General features: G+C 65.1%; 18 protein-coding genes. 12 read left to right on the top strand and 6 right to left on the bottom strand.

All coding sequences use genetic code 11. The annotated features are described in order from the left end of the window. Window positions 1–3: 3 nt before the first annotated feature. Both fliN and MTX23_RS05300 read left to right on the top strand, forming a co-directional pair. A complete protein-coding gene (fliN, locus tag MTX23_RS05305) occupies window positions 4–354 on the top strand; it encodes a flagellar motor switch protein FliN (RefSeq protein ID WP_280975580.1) in 351 nt (116 codons plus the stop codon). Window positions 355–407: 53 nt separating this feature from the next. Beyond that, entirely contained in the window at window positions 408–1,793 is a 1,386-nt protein-coding gene (locus MTX23_RS05300) for a sigma-54 dependent transcriptional regulator (RefSeq protein ID WP_280975579.1), read from the top strand. Window positions 1,794–1,833: 40 nt separating this feature from the next. On the opposite strand, the gene MTX23_RS05295 is transcribed toward MTX23_RS05300, so the two are convergent. Then, a complete protein-coding gene (locus tag MTX23_RS05295) occupies window positions 1,834–1,989 on the bottom strand; it encodes a hypothetical protein (protein ID WP_280975578.1) in 156 nt (51 codons plus the stop codon). 210 nt (window positions 1,990–2,199) lie between these two features. Beyond that, entirely contained in the window at window positions 2,200–3,405 is a 1,206-nt protein-coding gene (locus MTX23_RS05290; protein WP_280975577.1) for an LLM class flavin-dependent oxidoreductase, read from the bottom strand. A 219-nt stretch (window positions 3,406–3,624) separates the two neighbouring features. Here MTX23_RS05290 and MTX23_RS05285 point away from each other — a divergent pair, with 219 nt between their 5' ends. The 5 genes from MTX23_RS05285 (at window position 3,625) to MTX23_RS05265 (ending at window position 7,027) form a co-directional block, all read left to right on the top strand. Next, the gene (locus MTX23_RS05285; protein ID WP_280975576.1) at window positions 3,625–4,734 is read left to right on the top strand and encodes an ATP-dependent RecD-like DNA helicase; all 1,110 of its coding nucleotides are present in this window, start codon (window positions 3,625–3,627) and stop codon (window positions 4,732–4,734) included. Between the two features lie 220 nt (window positions 4,735–4,954). After that, complete coding sequence (gene msrA / locus MTX23_RS05280) at window positions 4,955–5,671, top strand: peptide-methionine (S)-S-oxide reductase MsrA (RefSeq protein WP_280975575.1); 717 nt, start codon at window positions 4,955–4,957, stop codon at window positions 5,669–5,671. Window positions 5,672–5,692: 21 nt separating this feature from the next. Then, a complete protein-coding gene (msrB, locus tag MTX23_RS05275) occupies window positions 5,693–6,106 on the top strand; it encodes a peptide-methionine (R)-S-oxide reductase MsrB (protein WP_280975574.1) in 414 nt (137 codons plus the stop codon). 243 nt (window positions 6,107–6,349) lie between these two features. Then, entirely contained in the window at window positions 6,350–6,514 is a 165-nt protein-coding gene (locus tag MTX23_RS05270) for a DUF3309 family protein (RefSeq protein WP_280975573.1), read from the top strand. Between the two features lie 222 nt (window positions 6,515–6,736). Beyond that, complete coding sequence (locus tag MTX23_RS05265) at window positions 6,737–7,027, top strand: hypothetical protein (RefSeq protein WP_280975572.1); 291 nt, start codon at window positions 6,737–6,739, stop codon at window positions 7,025–7,027. A 66-nt stretch (window positions 7,028–7,093) separates the two neighbouring features. Here the strand turns inward: MTX23_RS05265 and MTX23_RS05260 are convergent, their stop codons facing one another. The 4 genes from MTX23_RS05260 to MTX23_RS05245 form a co-directional block, all read right to left on the bottom strand. After that, window positions 7,094–7,630 (bottom strand): DUF4112 domain-containing protein, encoded by a 537-nt coding sequence (locus MTX23_RS05260; protein ID WP_280975571.1) that lies wholly within the window; start codon window positions 7,628–7,630, stop codon window positions 7,094–7,096. 308 nt (window positions 7,631–7,938) lie between these two features. Continuing rightward, window positions 7,939–8,367, bottom strand: coding sequence for a DUF5413 family protein (locus MTX23_RS05255; RefSeq protein WP_280975570.1), 429 nt, complete (start codon window positions 8,365–8,367; stop codon window positions 7,939–7,941). 208 nt (window positions 8,368–8,575) lie between these two features. Further along, window positions 8,576–10,138 carry a hypothetical protein gene (locus MTX23_RS05250; protein WP_280975569.1) on the bottom strand — a complete coding sequence of 521 codons (1,563 nt, stop codon included), beginning with the start codon at window positions 10,136–10,138 and terminating at the stop codon, window positions 8,576–8,578. 35 nt (window positions 10,139–10,173) lie between these two features. After that, a complete protein-coding gene (locus MTX23_RS05245) occupies window positions 10,174–11,466 on the bottom strand; it encodes an adenylosuccinate synthase (protein ID WP_280975568.1) in 1,293 nt (430 codons plus the stop codon). A gap of 350 nt (window positions 11,467–11,816) precedes the next feature. On the opposite strand from MTX23_RS05245, the gene ybaK reads away from it, so the two are divergent. From ybaK to MTX23_RS05220, 5 genes are all read left to right on the top strand, one after another. Continuing rightward, the gene (gene ybaK, locus MTX23_RS05240; RefSeq protein ID WP_280975567.1) at window positions 11,817–12,299 is read left to right on the top strand and encodes a Cys-tRNA(Pro) deacylase; all 483 of its coding nucleotides are present in this window, start codon (window positions 11,817–11,819) and stop codon (window positions 12,297–12,299) included. 63 nt (window positions 12,300–12,362) lie between these two features. Beyond that, window positions 12,363–12,695: an autoinducer binding domain-containing protein gene (locus MTX23_RS05235; RefSeq protein ID WP_280975566.1), complete on the top strand. Its 333-nt coding sequence runs from the start codon at window positions 12,363–12,365 to the stop codon at window positions 12,693–12,695. Further along, the gene (locus MTX23_RS05230) at window positions 12,679–13,320 is read left to right on the top strand and encodes a LuxR C-terminal-related transcriptional regulator (RefSeq protein WP_280975565.1); all 642 of its coding nucleotides are present in this window, start codon (window positions 12,679–12,681) and stop codon (window positions 13,318–13,320) included. Before MTX23_RS05235 ends, MTX23_RS05230 begins: the two co-directional genes overlap by 17 nt. Next, window positions 13,321–14,247: a DMT family transporter gene (locus MTX23_RS05225; RefSeq protein WP_280975564.1), complete on the top strand. Its 927-nt coding sequence runs from the start codon at window positions 13,321–13,323 to the stop codon at window positions 14,245–14,247. A 95-nt stretch (window positions 14,248–14,342) separates the two neighbouring features. Continuing rightward, entirely contained in the window at window positions 14,343–15,152 is an 810-nt protein-coding gene (locus MTX23_RS05220) for an MlaD family protein (RefSeq protein ID WP_280975563.1), read from the top strand. Window positions 15,153–15,168 lie beyond the last annotated feature (16 nt).

Below are 15,168 nucleotides of genomic sequence, written 5' to 3'. Positions count from 1 at the left end.
ACCATGAGCGACACCGACGCACAAGTCCCGCTTCCCGACCTCAATTCGTCCGAGGCGCCGGGGATCGACGACATCGGCTACAACGAAGACGAACATGCCTCGCGCATCGCCGCCGATCTCGAGGCGGTGTTCGACGTGCCGGTGCAGGTCTCGGCCGTGCTCGGCCGCTCCAAGATGGAGGTCGGCGACCTGCTCAAGCTCGGACCCGGAACGGTGCTCGAGCTCGACCGCCGCGTCGGCGAGTCGATCGACATCTACGTCAACAACCGCCTGGTGGCGCGCGGCGAAGTGGTGCTGGTGGAAGACAAGCTCGGCGTGACCATGACGGAAATCATCAAGGCGGAACGCTCCTAACACCCTAACGATACCGCGCGGGACGCGCGCGAGCGGACCAACAGGAGACTATCATGCGGCTTCTCATCGTTGGCACCCTGAAGGGCCAGCTTACGACCGCCACCAAGATCGCGATGGAGAAGGGCGCAACCGTGACCCACGCCGAGACCGCCGAACAGGCGATGAGCGTGGTGCGCGGCGGCAAGGGCGCCGACCTGCTGCTGGTCGATGTCGGCCTCGACATCCGCGACCTCGTGATCCGGCTGGAGGCCGAGCACATCCACGTGCCGATCGTAGCCTGCGGCATCACCAACGATGCCCGCGCTGCGGTCGCCGCGATCCACGCCGGCGCCAAGGAATACATCCCGCTGCCGCCTGACCCCGAACTGATCGCAGCCGTGCTCGCCGCGGTCGCCAACGACGCGCGCGACCTGGTCTGGCGCGACGAGGCGATGGGCAAGGTGATCAAGCTCGCGCAGCAGATCGCCGGTTCGGATGCGTCCGTGATGATCACCGGCGAGTCCGGCACCGGCAAGGAAGTGCTGGCGCGCTATGTCCACTCCCGTTCGGCCCGCGCCAAGCGGCCGTTCATCTCGATCAACTGCGCGGCGATCCCCGAGCACCTGCTGGAATCCGAACTGTTCGGCCATGAAAAGGGCGCCTTCACCGGCGCGATCGCCCGCCGCATCGGCAAGTTCGAGGAGGCGACCGGCGGCACCCTTTTGCTCGACGAAATCTCCGAGATGGACGTGCGGCTGCAGTCCAAGCTGCTGCGCGCGATCCAGGAGCGCGTGATCGACCGCGTCGGCGGCACCAGGCCGGTCCCGGTCGATATCCGCATTATCGCGACCTCGAACCGCAATCTCACTGAGGCGGTGCGCGAAGGCACCTTCCGCGAGGACCTGCTGTTCCGCCTCAATGTCGTCAATCTGAAGATCCCGCCGCTGCGCGACCGCCCGGCCGATATCCTCGAGCTGGCGCAGCACTTCGCCAAGAAATACGCCGAGGCCAACGGCGTGCCGGTCCGCCCGATCTCGGCGGATGCCCGTCGCGTCCTCACTGCGAACCGCTGGCAGGGCAACGTCCGCGAGCTCGAGAACACTATCCATCGCTCGGTGCTGATGGCGCAGGGCGACGAGATCGGCCCCGACGCGATCCTGACCCCCGATGGCGACCGTCTCGACCTCGCCAAGACCGCACCCGCGGTGGCGCACGCCACCCTCGCCGCCGAGCAGGTCACCCGGGCGCTTGTCGGCCGCACCGTCGCCGATGTCGAACGCGATTTGATCCTGGAGACGCTGAAGCACTGCCTCGGCAACCGCACCCATGCCGCCAACATTCTCGGCATCTCGATCCGCACGCTGCGCAACAAGCTGAACGAATATGCCGATGGCGGCATCCCGATCACGCCGGCCGGCAATGGCGCACCGGACTATCAGCGGCTGGCGGCGGCAGGCTGAGGAACCCAAACGGCGAGGCAGGCCGCGCGATTGCCTCGCCTCACGAATAGCTCGGCGCCTCGGGCTTGCGGAAGATGTGGATCGGATCGCCCGGCGTGAAGTTGCGGCCGGTGAACGCCACATAGGCATACAGCGCGAGATAGGCCACGGCGACCGCGCCGACGAGATAGAACAGCCAGATTCCCACGCGCTTCATCGAACCGTCACGTCCTTAATAATTTCCTGGCTTTTAATCTGCCGCCCGGCAAAGCGCCACGGGCAACATGCCGCGCCCGGTCACCGCTCGTCTGCGCCTGTCCGCGCCGTGACAGCGCAGCCGCGGCCGCGGAAAATAGCGATGCCAGCACTTTCGTGCGGGCGTCGCGCATGTCCTCACGAGATCGCGAGGTCGCTGCACAGGAATCGATCAGCCTGCGGCGGCACTCTTCTGCCCGACATTGACCGCGAGTTTACCATAGCGGTCCTTGAATGCTTCGGTGTCGATCTCCTCGAGCTGGACCGCGCCGCTGAGCACGCCCTTCTTCCAGGCGTCGTGCTCGGGATCGTGCTGAAACTCCGGCATCACTTCCTTGGCGAACAGTTCGAGCGATTCGCAGATATGCTCATGCGTATTCTTGCCGGCCTGGTTGAGCAGGATCACCTGATCGATATGCGACGAGCGGAAGCGCCGCAGCTTCTTTCGCAACGTCTCCGGCGAGCCGATCAGGCCGCCGCGCAGCGCAGCCTCCTGCGCTTCCGGATTCTCGCGCTTCCACCTGTTGTACTCGTCCCACATGTTGACGCTGCCGGGTGCCGGCCGCTGCCGGTTCTGCGCCTGCCCGTAATAGCGCAGCGCGAACTGGAAGAAGGTAGCGCCGTCGGCGCGCCTGCGGGCTTCCTCATCCGTCTCCGCGCACATGAAGAACGAGACCAGCGCCATGTTCGGATTGATCTCGTAGTCGGCGAGCTTCTTCAGCCGCTTGGTGATCGCGTTGTAATAGGCGTGCACCCAGGCATGCGCCGCTTCCGCGCTGACGAACTGGAAGCCGAGTGCGCCAAAGCCGTTCTCCCCGGCGCGTTCGATCGTCGGCAATTGCGAGCAGGCCATCCAGAGCGGCGGGTGCGGCTTCTGCACCGGCTTCGGCACGACGTTGCGCAAGGGGATATCGAAATACTTGCCGTGATGCTCGGTGCCGATCTTGGTGAACATCGGAAAGATTGCCCGCACCGCTTCCTCGAATACCTCGCGCTTGGTCTCCATGTCGCGGCCGAACGGCGTCAGCTCGGTGATCGAGGCGCTCTCGCCCATGCCGAATTCGCAGCGGCCGTTGCTCAAGAGATCGAGCACCGCGACCCGCTCGGCGACGCGCGCGGGATGATTGGTGGTGAGCTGGAAGATGCCGTGGCCAAGCCGGATTTGCTTGGTGCGCTGGCTGGCGGCGGCGAGGAAGGATTCGGGTGCCGGCGAGTGGGAATATTCCTCGAGGAAGTGATGCTCCACGACCCAGGCGTAATCGTAACCGAGCCGGTCGGCCGTCTCCATTTGCGTCAGCGCGTTCTGGTAAAGCCTGAGCTCGTCGCCGTCGTTCCAGGGGCGCGGTAGTTGCAGCTCGTAAAAGATGCCGAATTTCATGGCGTCACTCCCAAGGTCGCGTCCTCGACCACTTATTGTGGTCCCGACCGCTTGTTGTTTTGGGTCAGTCTAGTGTCGCCTCGGGTCAAGTCTAGCCTCGGGCGCGAAACTCCAATTCCGCGCAGCGGAAGCTGACTTGATCGGCACGCATGAATGTTTAGCTTGTGTTCGCTTGAGTCGCGGCGCTATCGGTCGCGCGCTCATTCCTTCCGAAAGCCCATGACAACATTCACGCCGCATCAGGACACCGCGTTGAAAGCCGTTGCCGACTGGCTGAAAGCCAAGCCCGGCCAGGGCGGCACGCCGCCGGTGTTTCGCCTGTTCGGCTATGCCGGAACCGGCAAGACCACGCTCGCCCGCCACATCGCCGAGGGCGTCGACGGCGAGGTGAAATTCGCCGCCTTCACCGGCAAGGCGGCGCTGGTGATGCGCAACAAGGGCTGCGACAACGCCTCCACGATCCATTCGCTGATCTATCGCGCCCGCGAATCCGGCGTCGAGCAACCGAGCTTCGAGTTGTGGGACGACGCACCGGCCTCGAAGGCCAAGCTGATCGTGATCGACGAATGCTCTATGGTCGATGCCGAGCTCGGCCGCGATTTGATGTCGTTCGACTGCCCGCTGCTGGTGCTCGGCGATCCCGCGCAATTGCCGCCGATCCAGGGCGGCGGCTTCTTCACCGACGCCGAGCCGGATGCGATGCTGACCGAGGTGCACCGCCAGGCGCAGGACGATCCGATCGTGCGGATGTCGATGGATATCCGCGAGGGCCGCGAGCTCGAGATCGGCCGTCACGGCGAGAGCGAGGTGGTCTCGCGCAAGGAGCTCGATCCGGACCGCGTGATGAGCGCAGATCAGGTGCTGGTCGGCCGCAACAACACCCGCCGCGCCTACAACATGCGGGTGCGGCAGCGGCAGAACATCGAGGATCCGCTGCCCGTCGCCGGCGACAAGCTGGTCTGCCTGCGCAACAATCGCAAGAAGGGCCTGTTCAACGGCGGGCTGTGGCGGGTCAAGGCGCGCGCGCAGTCGAAATCGAAGATCATCACCATGCGCGTCACGCCGGATGAGGATTTCGGCTACAAGGTCACCAAGGTCTCGGTGCGCGGCGAATGTTTCGACGGCGGCGTCGAGGGCGTGCCGTGGGAGCAGCGCAAGCCGTATGATGAGTTCGACTACGGCTACGTGCTGACAGTGCACAAGTCGCAGGGCTCGCAATGGGACGATGTCGTACTGTTCGACGAGAGCTTTGCGTTCCAGGACAGCCGCGCGCGCTGGCTCTACACCGGCATCACCCGCGCAGCGAAGCGGCTGAGCGTGGTGGTCTGACATATCCCAGTATTCGGACCTCATCCTGCCGCGCGACATGACCGGGCGGCTGCCCCCTTAAGGCACTGCACCGACGCGGTTTATTCACGAAACCGTGTGACATCAGCCGTAACAAGGCGCCTGCTTGGCCGTATCTTAAGGGGTCGGAGCAGGCCAGGCCGATTGCGCATGCCGGCCCTCGCTCTAAACTGGTCCCGAACCGCGATCCCACGAGGAACTCATGTCCCGTCGCACCCTCAGCCGCCTCTCGCTGTGCGCCGCCACGATCGGCGCGCTGGCCGTCGCCGCCTTTGCCGTCGCGCCGTCGCGCGCCGCCGAGGACGCCGTGATCATTCCGCCGCCTGCGACAGATGCGCAGGAGAGCGGCATCAAGACCGCGGTGCTCGCAGGCGGCTGCTTCTGGGGTGTGCAGGGCGTGTTCCAGCACACCGCTGGCGTCGTCAGCGCGGTGTCCGGCTATTCCGGCGGCAACAAGGCGACCGCGGACTACTCCATGGTCTCGACCGGCACCACCGGTCACGCGGAGTCGGTCGAGATCAAGTACAACCCGCAGAAGATCTCCTACGGCAAGATCCTGCAGATCTTCTTCTCCGTCGTGCACGATCCGACCCAGCTGAACCGCCAGGGTCCCGACACCGGCACGCAGTATCGTTCCGCGATCTTCACCACCAGCGACGAGCAGAAGAAGGTGGCGGACGCCTATATCGCCCAGCTCAATGCGGCCAAGGTCTATCCGAAGCCGATCGTGACCAAGGTCGGCGCGCTGCAGGCGTTCTATCGGGCGGAAGGCTACCACCAGGACTATCTGACGCTGCACCCGAACCAGCCCTATATTGCTTATAACGACATCCCGAAGGTCGAGAACCTAAAGAAGATCTTCGCCGAGAACTACATCGAGAAGCCGACGCTGGTGAACGGCAGCAAGGTCACCAATTGAGCATCTCGCAAAGGAGGTTGAATGTCCGACACCAAGACCGACGGCAAGGTTCACAAGAGCGAGGCCGAGTGGCGCAAGGAGCTGACGCCGATGCAGTACGCTGTGCTGCGCGAGAAGGCGACCGAGCGTCCGTTCTCCGGCGAATACGAGCATGACCCCCGCAAGGGCACTTATGTCTGCGCCGGCTGCGGCCAGGTGCTGTTCGAGTCCGACCAGAAGTTCGACTCCGGCTGCGGCTGGCCGAGCTTCTCCAAGCCCGCGGTCGAGAGCCACATCGACGAGGAGCAGGACTACAGCCACGGCATGATCCGCACCGAGGTGCTGTGCTCGAAATGCGACGGCCATCTCGGCCACGTCTTCAACGACGGCCCCGGGCCGACCGGCCTGCGCTACTGCATCAACTCGGCGGCGTTGAAGCTGAACGAGAAGACATAACGAGCGCAGCTCGTCATGCGCGGGCTCGACCCGCGCATCCTTGTTTTGCACCCCCGCGCCACCAGGACCCGGTCGCGCGGGGTTTTGCTTTCGCCTCCAGCGATCCGCCCCGCGCGCGCCCAACAATATCCGTGCGATCGGCAGGAGGCCTGAGGACACGCAAGCCGGAATGTGCTTTGCTCCGAGTTCGCGGGGCCGTCGGCGTCTCGCCGTGCGGCTGCCGCTTGTTCTGAGGAGGGCGCCATGTCGCTCGGACTGATCCTCATCATCGTTCTGCTGATTGTCCTGCTCGGCGGCTATAGCGGCCGGATCGGCGGCTACGGCTACGGCCTCGGCCACTCCGGAATGGGCCTTTTCGGGGTAATTTTGGTGGTGGTCCTGGTCCTGGCCTGGCTTGGCAAGGTATGATTGAATTAACATATTGAAATAAAAGGACTTATCCAGCCGGTTCCCGCGCCATGCGCGGATTCATCATGTGCGTTGTCGGGGCGGTTCTTGGGGTCGCATTTCTGTCAAAGAAGCCTATATTAGTGGTCGAAATGACATGTACGGTGCGCCGCCCGTCGCAGCCCGCCGTCCCCAAAAATCCCTTCGCCGCGCTAGCGCCAAAAAGACAAGAGGTCGTCGACCATGCGTCCCATGCGTCCGTTCAACTTTAATACGTCCGCCGAACTGTTCCCTGCCGCGATCCGCAAGAAGAAACGGGCCGGCTTCGCCTATCGCCGTTTCGGCACTGCCGCCGAAGCCGTGCGCTTTGCGATGGAAGAACTGCCTGCGGATTCGCTGAACGGCGCCTATCTGCAGGTCGAGGAAGCCCGCTTCGACCAGAACGGCATCCGCTCGCTCTATGAGAGCGAGGCGTTCCCGCTGCCGCGCCGCCCGCGTCCCGCCGCGAGCCAGACCGACGCCGACGCCGCGTAACTGTTTTCCGCCTCCCTACCCAACGAAAAGCCCTCGGACCTTTCCGGGGGCTTTTGTTTTGGGGTATTACAGCCGCGGCTGTTTGTCGAGCCAGCGGCGCAACAGCCGCACATTGCGGATGTTGGCACGGAACATGACGTCGAACGCATCACCGGCGACCGGCACCATGCCGACCACGCCGTCAACCGCGACATTGGCGAGCATCCGCGCGGTGATGTGCCAGGGGGCACCAAGCAGGCGCGCCTCGCGCACCAGCCACAGCGAGATCGCGGTGGTGATGATGTCGCCGATCACGGGGACCAGACCGATGATCCCGTCGATGCCGTAACGGATGTTGGTGCCGGGCAGGATGAAGGCGATGTCGAGCAGCTTTGCGATCATCTCCAGCCGCGCCAGCCGTTGCTCGTGCGTCAGTTCGCCAAACGGATTGGCACTGGAGGTGCGGAAATCGAACTGGAAGCGCTCGAACGGCTGAAACGGCGCGGCGTCGGGGATCTCGCGGCCATCCTGGTCGATGACCTTGCCGCGCGCCTGCGCTCCGCCGAAGGGCGGCCGCGATCGCGCGCGATTGGGCGTGAAGATGTTGTCCTCGGGCATGGTCATGACATGGTAACGCGATTGCACGATGCAAGTTGCGGCACATTACCGCTGTGTCATCTGCCCGAGGCCATGGGATGAGTTTCCCATTCACAGCGCTCTTGTCAAACAGCAGGTGTCATCACCCGCGCATGCGGGTGATCCAGTATTCCAGAGACGACAGCGCTTGAGCCGAGAGGCCGCGGCGTACTGGATGCCCGCATGCGCGGGCATGACGATCGAGAGGATGTGAGTCTGCATTCTCGCCTCGACATGACGACGAGCGTGAGGGTTACACGACGTTGAGTATCATTGCGGTTACACGACGTTGAGTATCATTGCGCCGACGCCGCCGGAGCTTGCAGCTCCTCGGCATATTTGTGTGCTGCCCAGGACGAGATCACGCCTGGCACGAAGCCGACAAGCCCGTAGAGGACGAACTGCGCGACGCCGCTGTCCGGCCCGTGCGAGGCATACGTCAGCGCCGCCGCAATAAACGCGATCGCGCCGACAATCAGCATCCGCACCACAGCCGAGATTGATCGGATATGCATCAGGATGTCGTCGATCGCCCCGAACATCAACGCCGGCACAATGCCGAAGAGGTAGTTGTATTGCAGCGACTTCGCGAACACGGCGAACAGCTTCGCAATCTCGCCGCCATGGGTCTCGGTCCAGTAGCCCGACTGGTAGGTGGTCGCGAGCAGCAGCAGGAAGCCGCCGACGAACGGCCCGATGGCTGCGAAGATCAGATAGCGTTTCATGGCGCGCCCTTGCCCGACATGACACGAGTGTAACTCAGTCCGGTGCCGGTTCTAGGAGAAATCCGCAAGCCGCCGCTCATGTTCCGCGTGACGCCCACCTCAAGCGGGGCATCCAGTCCGGCGCGACGAATCGATGAACGCCTCTGGCAGACTGGATCGCCCGGCCGAGGCCGGGCGATGACAGGTGAGCGAGCTCAGGCGGGAGCGCTTACTCCCCCCAAGCCGCGAAGGCTTCGTTGAAGGCGCGTTCGCCCGGGGCGCCCTTCTCGATCGCGATGATGGCGCGGCGCTGGTTGGTGTAGACCAAGGGCACGTCGAACCACGAGCGCTCCTTCAGGAGCTGCAGGTTGCGCGAGCGGTCGGCGTCGACATTGGAGAGGCCGACCAGGAAGAAGCCGTCGGTGACCTTGACCGCGAGCCCGGCGAGCGGCGTGCCGCGCGCCTGCTCGTTGGACTTCATCAGGATGCCCGGCACGTTGCCGACGCCGCCATTGGCGAAGTCCGGCGGCAGGACAAAAGTCAACTCCGCGGTGTGGCTCGCCGGCAGCGAGGTGTCGGTGTTGCGGCGGAACGACATTGTCATCTTGAACTTGCGATCGGGGATGTCGATGTCGGCGCGCACCGCGATATCGGGCGGCTGGTTGCCGGACGCCTTGACCTGTTCGGTGCGCCACACCACCGAGCCGACATATTGCTTGCCCTTGGGATCGGACGGATCCTCGTCATAGAGCACCACGCGCTGCGCCACCGGGGCGATCGGCTCGCCCGATGCCGACGGCTGGCCGACGCGGTCGGCGATCTTCGGCTTCACCGCCGGTGCGGAGGCATCCTTCGGTGCCTCGACGGAAGGAGACGGTTTGAACAAGCTGCTGACATACGTGTAGGCCGGCTTGCCCCACAGCAGCCCGGCGCCGGCCAGAATCAGCAGGATGCCGATGACGATCGCGCTCTTGAACGGGAACATCGAGCCGATACGGATCCGCTTCTTCGGCTCGCGATCGACGTTGCCGATCCGCGTCCGCTGCGGCGGCGGCGCGTAACGCTCGGCCTCCTCGACCGCCTCGTCATAGGGGAGCTCTGCATCCGGATCGGCCCCGCGATTCTCCATGTTCGGCTCGAGCCGGTCGAATTCCGGCGAGGGCGACGGCACATTGGCGTAGGTCTTGCGCGCGTTGCGGCTGGCCTGCGCCGCGGCGCGGCCGAGATCGTCGGCATCGGCCGTGATGTCGCGGAAGCCGCGCACACCCGGTGCGGCGGGCGGCGCCGCGCCCTCGGTCGCACGGCGCGGCGGCACGCCCGGCCGCTCGCGGGTCGGCGGCACCTGTGCGTCGGCAGGCGGCGGTGGCGGAGCCGGCGGAGTTTGCGGCCGCGGCGAGGCGGCCGGCGGCGCATCGGCACGCGGGTTGCGCGGCGGGCGCGGATCCGGCGGCGGTGGATTCGATAGGCGCGGCCGGGCGGGCGGCGCACCGGCGGCGGAATTGGCCTCCGGCGGGCGGGCATTGGCGCGGCGGAAGGCGTCGCCGCGTCCCCCGCCCGGGCGGGAGGCCTCGCGGGCGCGCTGGGCAGCTTCGGACTCGACCTTGCGGACGGCTTCTTCCAGCGACAGGCGCTCGCGGGTGATCTCGGATTCGGAAAGCGGCGGCTGCACGCTGCGGAGCTGCTGGATCAGCGCCGCCCGCGCCCGCTCATAGAGCGCACGGCGGCTTTCGCCGGGGGCGTTGGGGTCCAGTCCGGCGATGGCACGGGCGATCAGCGGGTAGTAGTCAGCCATTTCCACACAATTGGTGGGATATAGGTAATATCCCGTTAAGCCTCGAACGGATTCTGTACCAGAATAGTATCCTCACGCTCCGGGCTGGTGGACAACAGGGCGATCGGACACCCCACCAGTTCCTCGACCCGGCGGACATACTTGATGGCCTGGGCCGGCAGGTCCGCCCAGGACCGGGCATTGGCGGTCGGCTGCTTCCAGCCTTCGATGGTCTCATAGATCGGCTCGACCCGGGCCTGCGCGCCCTCGCCGGCCGGCAGGTGATCGACCTCCTTGCCGTCCAGCATGTAGCCGATGCAAACCTTGATGGTGTCGAACCCGTCGAGGATATCGAGCTTGGTCAGCGCCAGCCCGGCGATCCCGCAGGTCCGGACGGTCTGCCGCACCAGCATGGCGTCGAACCAGCCAACCCGTCGCTTGCGTCCGGTGTTGACCCCGAACTCCCTGCCGCGGCGGCCGATCTCCTCGCCGATCTCGTCCTTCAGCTCGGTCGGGAACGGACCCTGGCCGACGCGGGTGGTGTAGGCCTTGCAGATGCCCAGCACATAGCCGACGGCGCCGGGTCCGAGGCCGGTGCCGGTCGCGGCCTGCGCCGCCACCGTGTTCGACGAGGTCACATAGGGATAGGTGCCGTGATCGACGTCGAGCAGCGCGCCCTGCGCCCCCTCGAACAGGATGCGCTTGCCCTCGCGGCGCTTGAGGTCGAGCAGCCGCCACACTGTCTCTGCATAGGGCAGCAGCTTCGGCGCCATCGCCGACAGCTCGGCCAGGATGGTCTTGCCGTCGATCTCCTCCAGATTGAGGCCGCGGCGCAGCGCGTTGTGGTGCGCCAGCAGGCGCTCGATCTTGTGCGGCAAGGTGTCGAGGTCGGCGAGGTCCATCAGGCGGATGGCGCGGCGCCCGACCTTGTCCTCATAGGCCGGGCCGATGCCGCGGCGGGTGGTGCCGATCGAGGTGATGGCGTTGCTCGATTCGCGCAGCGCGTCGAGCTCGCGATGCAGCGGCAGGATCAGGGTGACGTTCTCGGCGATACGCAGGTTGTCGGGGCCGACCGCGACGCCCTGCCCCTTCAGCTTGCTGACCTCGTCGAGGAAGGCCTGCGGATCGAACACCACGCCGTTCCCGATCACGGCTAGCTTGTTCGGACGCAGCACGCCGGAGGGCAAGAGCGCCAGCTTGTAGGTCTCGCCATTGATCACGAGCGTATGGCCGGCATTGTGGCCGCCCTGGAAGCGCACGACGATGTCGGCCTGCTCCGACAACCAGTCGACGATCTTGCCCTTCCCCTCGTCGCCCCACTGGGCGCCGACGACGACAACATTGGCCATTTCGAAGCTGTTCCCTTCAGGTGTTCCTCAGACCATGATCACGGCGAAAACGCGTCCGCCCACAGCGATCATGCGTTCATGTGCCCAGCCCAAATCGCGGCCTCAGCCACGCGCACGCAAGGCGCCTAACCGGATAAAGGAAGCGGCTCGGCTGCGCAAGCAAGAAGGGGGCGTTGTAAGCCTTTTGGATAGGGTCCAACCCCTTGATATCCCCTAAATATTCCGAAATGCGCAAGCCGGCGCGGGACTGTCGCTAATTTAATGTTGGCGCTGGCCGGCGGCGAATCCACCCTTGGTTGATGGTGGCTCGTCTTGCGGCGATCATCGACTTCGATTAACCGGCGCGATCCATGTCCAATTCGACACCCGCGACAATGGCGCTGAGGAAGCTTGGCATCGCCTTCAAGCTCCACAGCTATGTCTACGACTCCAATGCCGAGAGCACCGGCTTGCAGGCCGCGGAGGCGCTCGGCGTCGAGCCGAACCGGATGCTGAAGACGCTGATGGCGGAGGTGGACGGCAAGCCGGTCTGCGCCGTGGTGCCGTCCGACTGCGAGGTCAGCATGAAGAAGCTCGCCGCCGCGATGGACGGCAAGTCCGCCAAGATGATGCGCCCGGCCGACGCCGAGCGCCTGACCGGCTACCATGTCGGCGGCATCAGCCCGTTCGGACAAAAGAAGCGCGTGCCGACCGCGATCGACGAATCAGCGCTCACCCATGTCACCGTATTCGTCAACGGCGGCCAGCGCGGCCTGCAGATCGAAATCGATCCCAACGACGCCGCGCTCGCCGCCGGCGGAAAAATGAAGGCGCTGGTGGCGACGCGGGGGTGAGGCGGGGCACGGGCCTTCAGGTCAGGGCTGAGTCGGCACCCACAGCATCGCCTCGACGATCGCTTGCGACTGGACGAAGCGATCTCGACCATCGAGACATCGGAGACGATGGACGAGCTTCGCCTGTCGCTGCACCGCGCGATCCAGGACTACGGCTTCTCCGGCTTCGGACTCGTCGATGCCGGCCGGGCGGAACTCGACCTGCCTTACTACACCGGCACGTTTCCACCGGCGTGGGAACGCACCTACGTCCAGAACGAGTTCGTCCGTTGCGACCCCTCGCTGGCGCGGGCCCGGCGCACCAACACGCCGTTCACCTGGAGCAGCCTGAAAGCTGCCGGAGCGAAACGGACGCAAGCGGCCGCCCGAGGTCAGAACGATGGATGCCGCGCGTGAATTCGGCTTCACCGACGGCTTCGTCGTGCCGCTGCATTATCGCGACCGGCTCGGCGCGATTCACTCCAGCTCGACCGTGTTCTTCCGGGAAGACGAATCCTGGGCCTTCGACACGCTGCTGAGCAGCCATCGGCACGAACTGCATCTCTTGATGATCTACTGGGTGCAGCGGGCGATGGACATCGTCAACCGCGACCAGCGCCATGCGCCGACCATCCTCAAGCCTGCCGACACCGCTGAAGCGATCAAGCTCACGGCACGCGAGAGGGAGGTGATGGCCTGGGCCGTGCGCGGTAAGACCGTGGCCGACACCGCGGAGATCCTCGGCATTTCACCGCAAACGGTGGAAGGCTTCATCAAGCAGGCCTTGCGCAAGCTCAACGCGTCCAACAAGACCCACGGGGTGGCGAAGAGCATTGCGCTGGGGATCATCGACCTCTGGGCGCCGCGCCGCAGCCGGTCCTGTTTCGGAAATGCGCCACCGCGTCTCAACGTGGCTTCGCGCATGGTCGCGATGCATCCGACGCCGTTGCTGGATCGGAAAAATCCGTGTCTGTGGCATGAGCCCAATCCGGCCCGGCGGTTGCGCCGGGCGTGCCGCGGCGTCATGAATCCGGTCCTTTGAATGCCTGCTTCCGAATCCGCCACAACGCCTGCGTCCGGCTCCTGGATCGCCAACCAGCCGTACCTGCTGCTCTGCATCACCACGATGTGCTGGGCCGGTAACGCGATCGTCGGCCGGCTCGCGGCCGGGCACATTCCGCCGGTGACGCTCTCCTTCCTGCGCTGGACCGCGGCGTTCCTGATCATCCTGCCGTTTGCCTGGAAGCACATGGTGCGCGACTGGGCGGCGATCCGCAGCAAGCTCGGCATCATGATCCTGCTGTCGATCACCGGCATCAGCGCCTTCAACACCCTGCAATACTGGGCGCTCGAGCACACCCAGGCGCTGAACACGCTATTGCTGCAATCCGCGGCGCCGCTGGTGGTCGCGGTGTGGTCGCTGATCCTGCTCGGCGCGCGGCTGACGGTGGCGCAGGCGCTCGGCGTGCTGTTGTCGCTCTGCGGCGTGCTGGTGATCCTGCTGCATGGCGATCTCACCACGCTGTCGAAGATCGAGTTCAACAAGGGCGACGTGATCTTCATCGTCGCGCTGATCATCTTCGCGCTCTACTCGGTGCTGACGCTGAAGCGGCCCAACATCCACGGCCTGTCGGTCGCCGGCTTCACCTTCGGCTGCGGCGCGCTGGTCCTGGTGCCGTTCTTCATCTGGGAACTCAATGCGCGTCCGGTGATGCCGCTCACATCAGGCAATTTGCTGTCGCTGTTCTATGTCGCGGTGTTCCCCTCGACGCTGGCCTATATCTGCTTCAACCGCGGCGTGCAGCTGATCGGCGCCAACCGCGCGGCGCCGTTCTTCCACATGGTTCCGGTGTTCGGCACCGTGATGTCGATCGTGTTCCTCGGGGAGCATCCGCAGGCCTTCCATTTCATCGGCTTCGCCCTGGTGCTGGCCGGCGTCTTCGCAGCGTCCCGGAAGCAGTCCGCGTGATCCCTAATTCCCGCGCACGGAAGATACGACGGCGCGGTGACTATCGGCAGAAAATCCGCTATCTCTAGGCCCGCTTCGCGAACAGGTCTCGAGCAATGGCGCGCGCCAGCAATGTGATGATCGGCACCCTGACGCTCGCCTTGATCGCGGGCTCGCTGGTCGGCTGGCTCGGCTATCAGCGCTATGCCGGCATCAAGCGGCAGGTGCCGTTCCGCGTGATCTTCGAGGGTTCGGCGTCAGGCCTGCGCCGCGGCGGCAGCGTGAACTTCGCCGGCGTGCGGATCGGCGAGGTGGTCTCGATCAGGCTCGACCACCACCGCGTGGTCGCGATGACGCGGATCGAGAACGATGCGCCGATCAAGAAGGACACCGAGGTCGGCCTCGAATTCCAGGGCCTGACCGGAATTGCCGCGATCTCCTTCACCGGCGGCACCAACGCCGCGCCGCCGCCGGACCGCGGCGCCGACGGCATTCCGGAGCTGACCGCCGATCCCGAGGGCACGATGGGTGTGCCGGAAAAGCTGCGCCGCGCGCTTGGTAACGTCGACCGCGCCATCATCGAGAACGAGGCCGCGGTCAAGGACACCCTGCAAGGCTTCGAGAACTTCACCAGCTCGCTGTCCGGCAATAGCGAGCTGGTCACGAGCTTCGTCGATGCCGCGGAGGCCGGCGTCAACGCGGTCGACGACAAGATGACCGCAACCGACAAGTTCATCAAAAGCCTCGGCAGCGAGAAATATGGCGGCGAGCTGCTGCCGACCGTGATCTCGCTGCGCGAGCTGATCCAGAGCTTCGACAAGAAGTCCGGCGTCTTCATGGCCGACACCCGCAAGACGCTCGGCGACGTCAGCCAGTCCGTCAACAAGTTCAACGAGAGATTTGTCGGGCGCGGCAGCAGGCGCTAGGCTAAGCCGTCAACAA

Source organism: Bradyrhizobium sp. ISRA436 (assembly GCF_029910015.1).
In the GTDB taxonomy this organism is placed as follows: Bacteria; Pseudomonadota; Alphaproteobacteria; order Rhizobiales; family Xanthobacteraceae; genus Bradyrhizobium.
Note: the sequence above shows the minus strand (reverse complement) of the source record. Positions and strands in the feature narration are given on the sequence as shown.

Coding starts and splice junctions, on each gene's coding strand:
- fliN (WP_280975580.1), top strand. CDS start 4: ATGAGCGACACCGACGCACAAGTCCCGCTTCCCGACCTCAATTCGTCC.
- MTX23_RS05225 (WP_280975564.1), top strand. CDS start 13,321: ATGCCTGCTTCCGAATCCGCCACAACGCCTGCGTCCGGCTCCTGGATC.
- msrA (WP_280975575.1), top strand. CDS start 4,955: ATGTCCCGTCGCACCCTCAGCCGCCTCTCGCTGTGCGCCGCCACGATC.
- MTX23_RS05285 (WP_280975576.1), top strand. CDS start 3,625: ATGACAACATTCACGCCGCATCAGGACACCGCGTTGAAAGCCGTTGCC.
- MTX23_RS05245 (WP_280975568.1), bottom strand. CDS start 11,466: ATGGCCAATGTTGTCGTCGTCGGCGCCCAGTGGGGCGACGAGGGGAAG.
- MTX23_RS05290 (WP_280975577.1), bottom strand. CDS start 3,405: ATGAAATTCGGCATCTTTTACGAGCTGCAACTACCGCGCCCCTGGAAC.
- MTX23_RS05295 (WP_280975578.1), bottom strand. CDS start 1,989: ATGAAGCGCGTGGGAATCTGGCTGTTCTATCTCGTCGGCGCGGTCGCC.
- msrB (WP_280975574.1), top strand. CDS start 5,693: ATGTCCGACACCAAGACCGACGGCAAGGTTCACAAGAGCGAGGCCGAG.
- ybaK (WP_280975567.1), top strand. CDS start 11,817: ATGTCCAATTCGACACCCGCGACAATGGCGCTGAGGAAGCTTGGCATC.
- MTX23_RS05260 (WP_280975571.1), bottom strand. CDS start 7,630: ATGACCATGCCCGAGGACAACATCTTCACGCCCAATCGCGCGCGATCG.
- MTX23_RS05255 (WP_280975570.1), bottom strand. CDS start 8,367: ATGAAACGCTATCTGATCTTCGCAGCCATCGGGCCGTTCGTCGGCGGC.
- MTX23_RS05265 (WP_280975572.1), top strand. CDS start 6,737: ATGCGTCCCATGCGTCCGTTCAACTTTAATACGTCCGCCGAACTGTTC.
- MTX23_RS05300 (WP_280975579.1), top strand. CDS start 408: ATGCGGCTTCTCATCGTTGGCACCCTGAAGGGCCAGCTTACGACCGCC.
- MTX23_RS05250 (WP_280975569.1), bottom strand. CDS start 10,138: ATGGCTGACTACTACCCGCTGATCGCCCGTGCCATCGCCGGACTGGAC.
- MTX23_RS05220 (WP_280975563.1), top strand. CDS start 14,343: ATGGCGCGCGCCAGCAATGTGATGATCGGCACCCTGACGCTCGCCTTG.
- MTX23_RS05230 (WP_280975565.1), top strand. CDS start 12,679: ATGGATGCCGCGCGTGAATTCGGCTTCACCGACGGCTTCGTCGTGCCG.
- MTX23_RS05270 (WP_280975573.1), top strand. CDS start 6,350: ATGTCGCTCGGACTGATCCTCATCATCGTTCTGCTGATTGTCCTGCTC.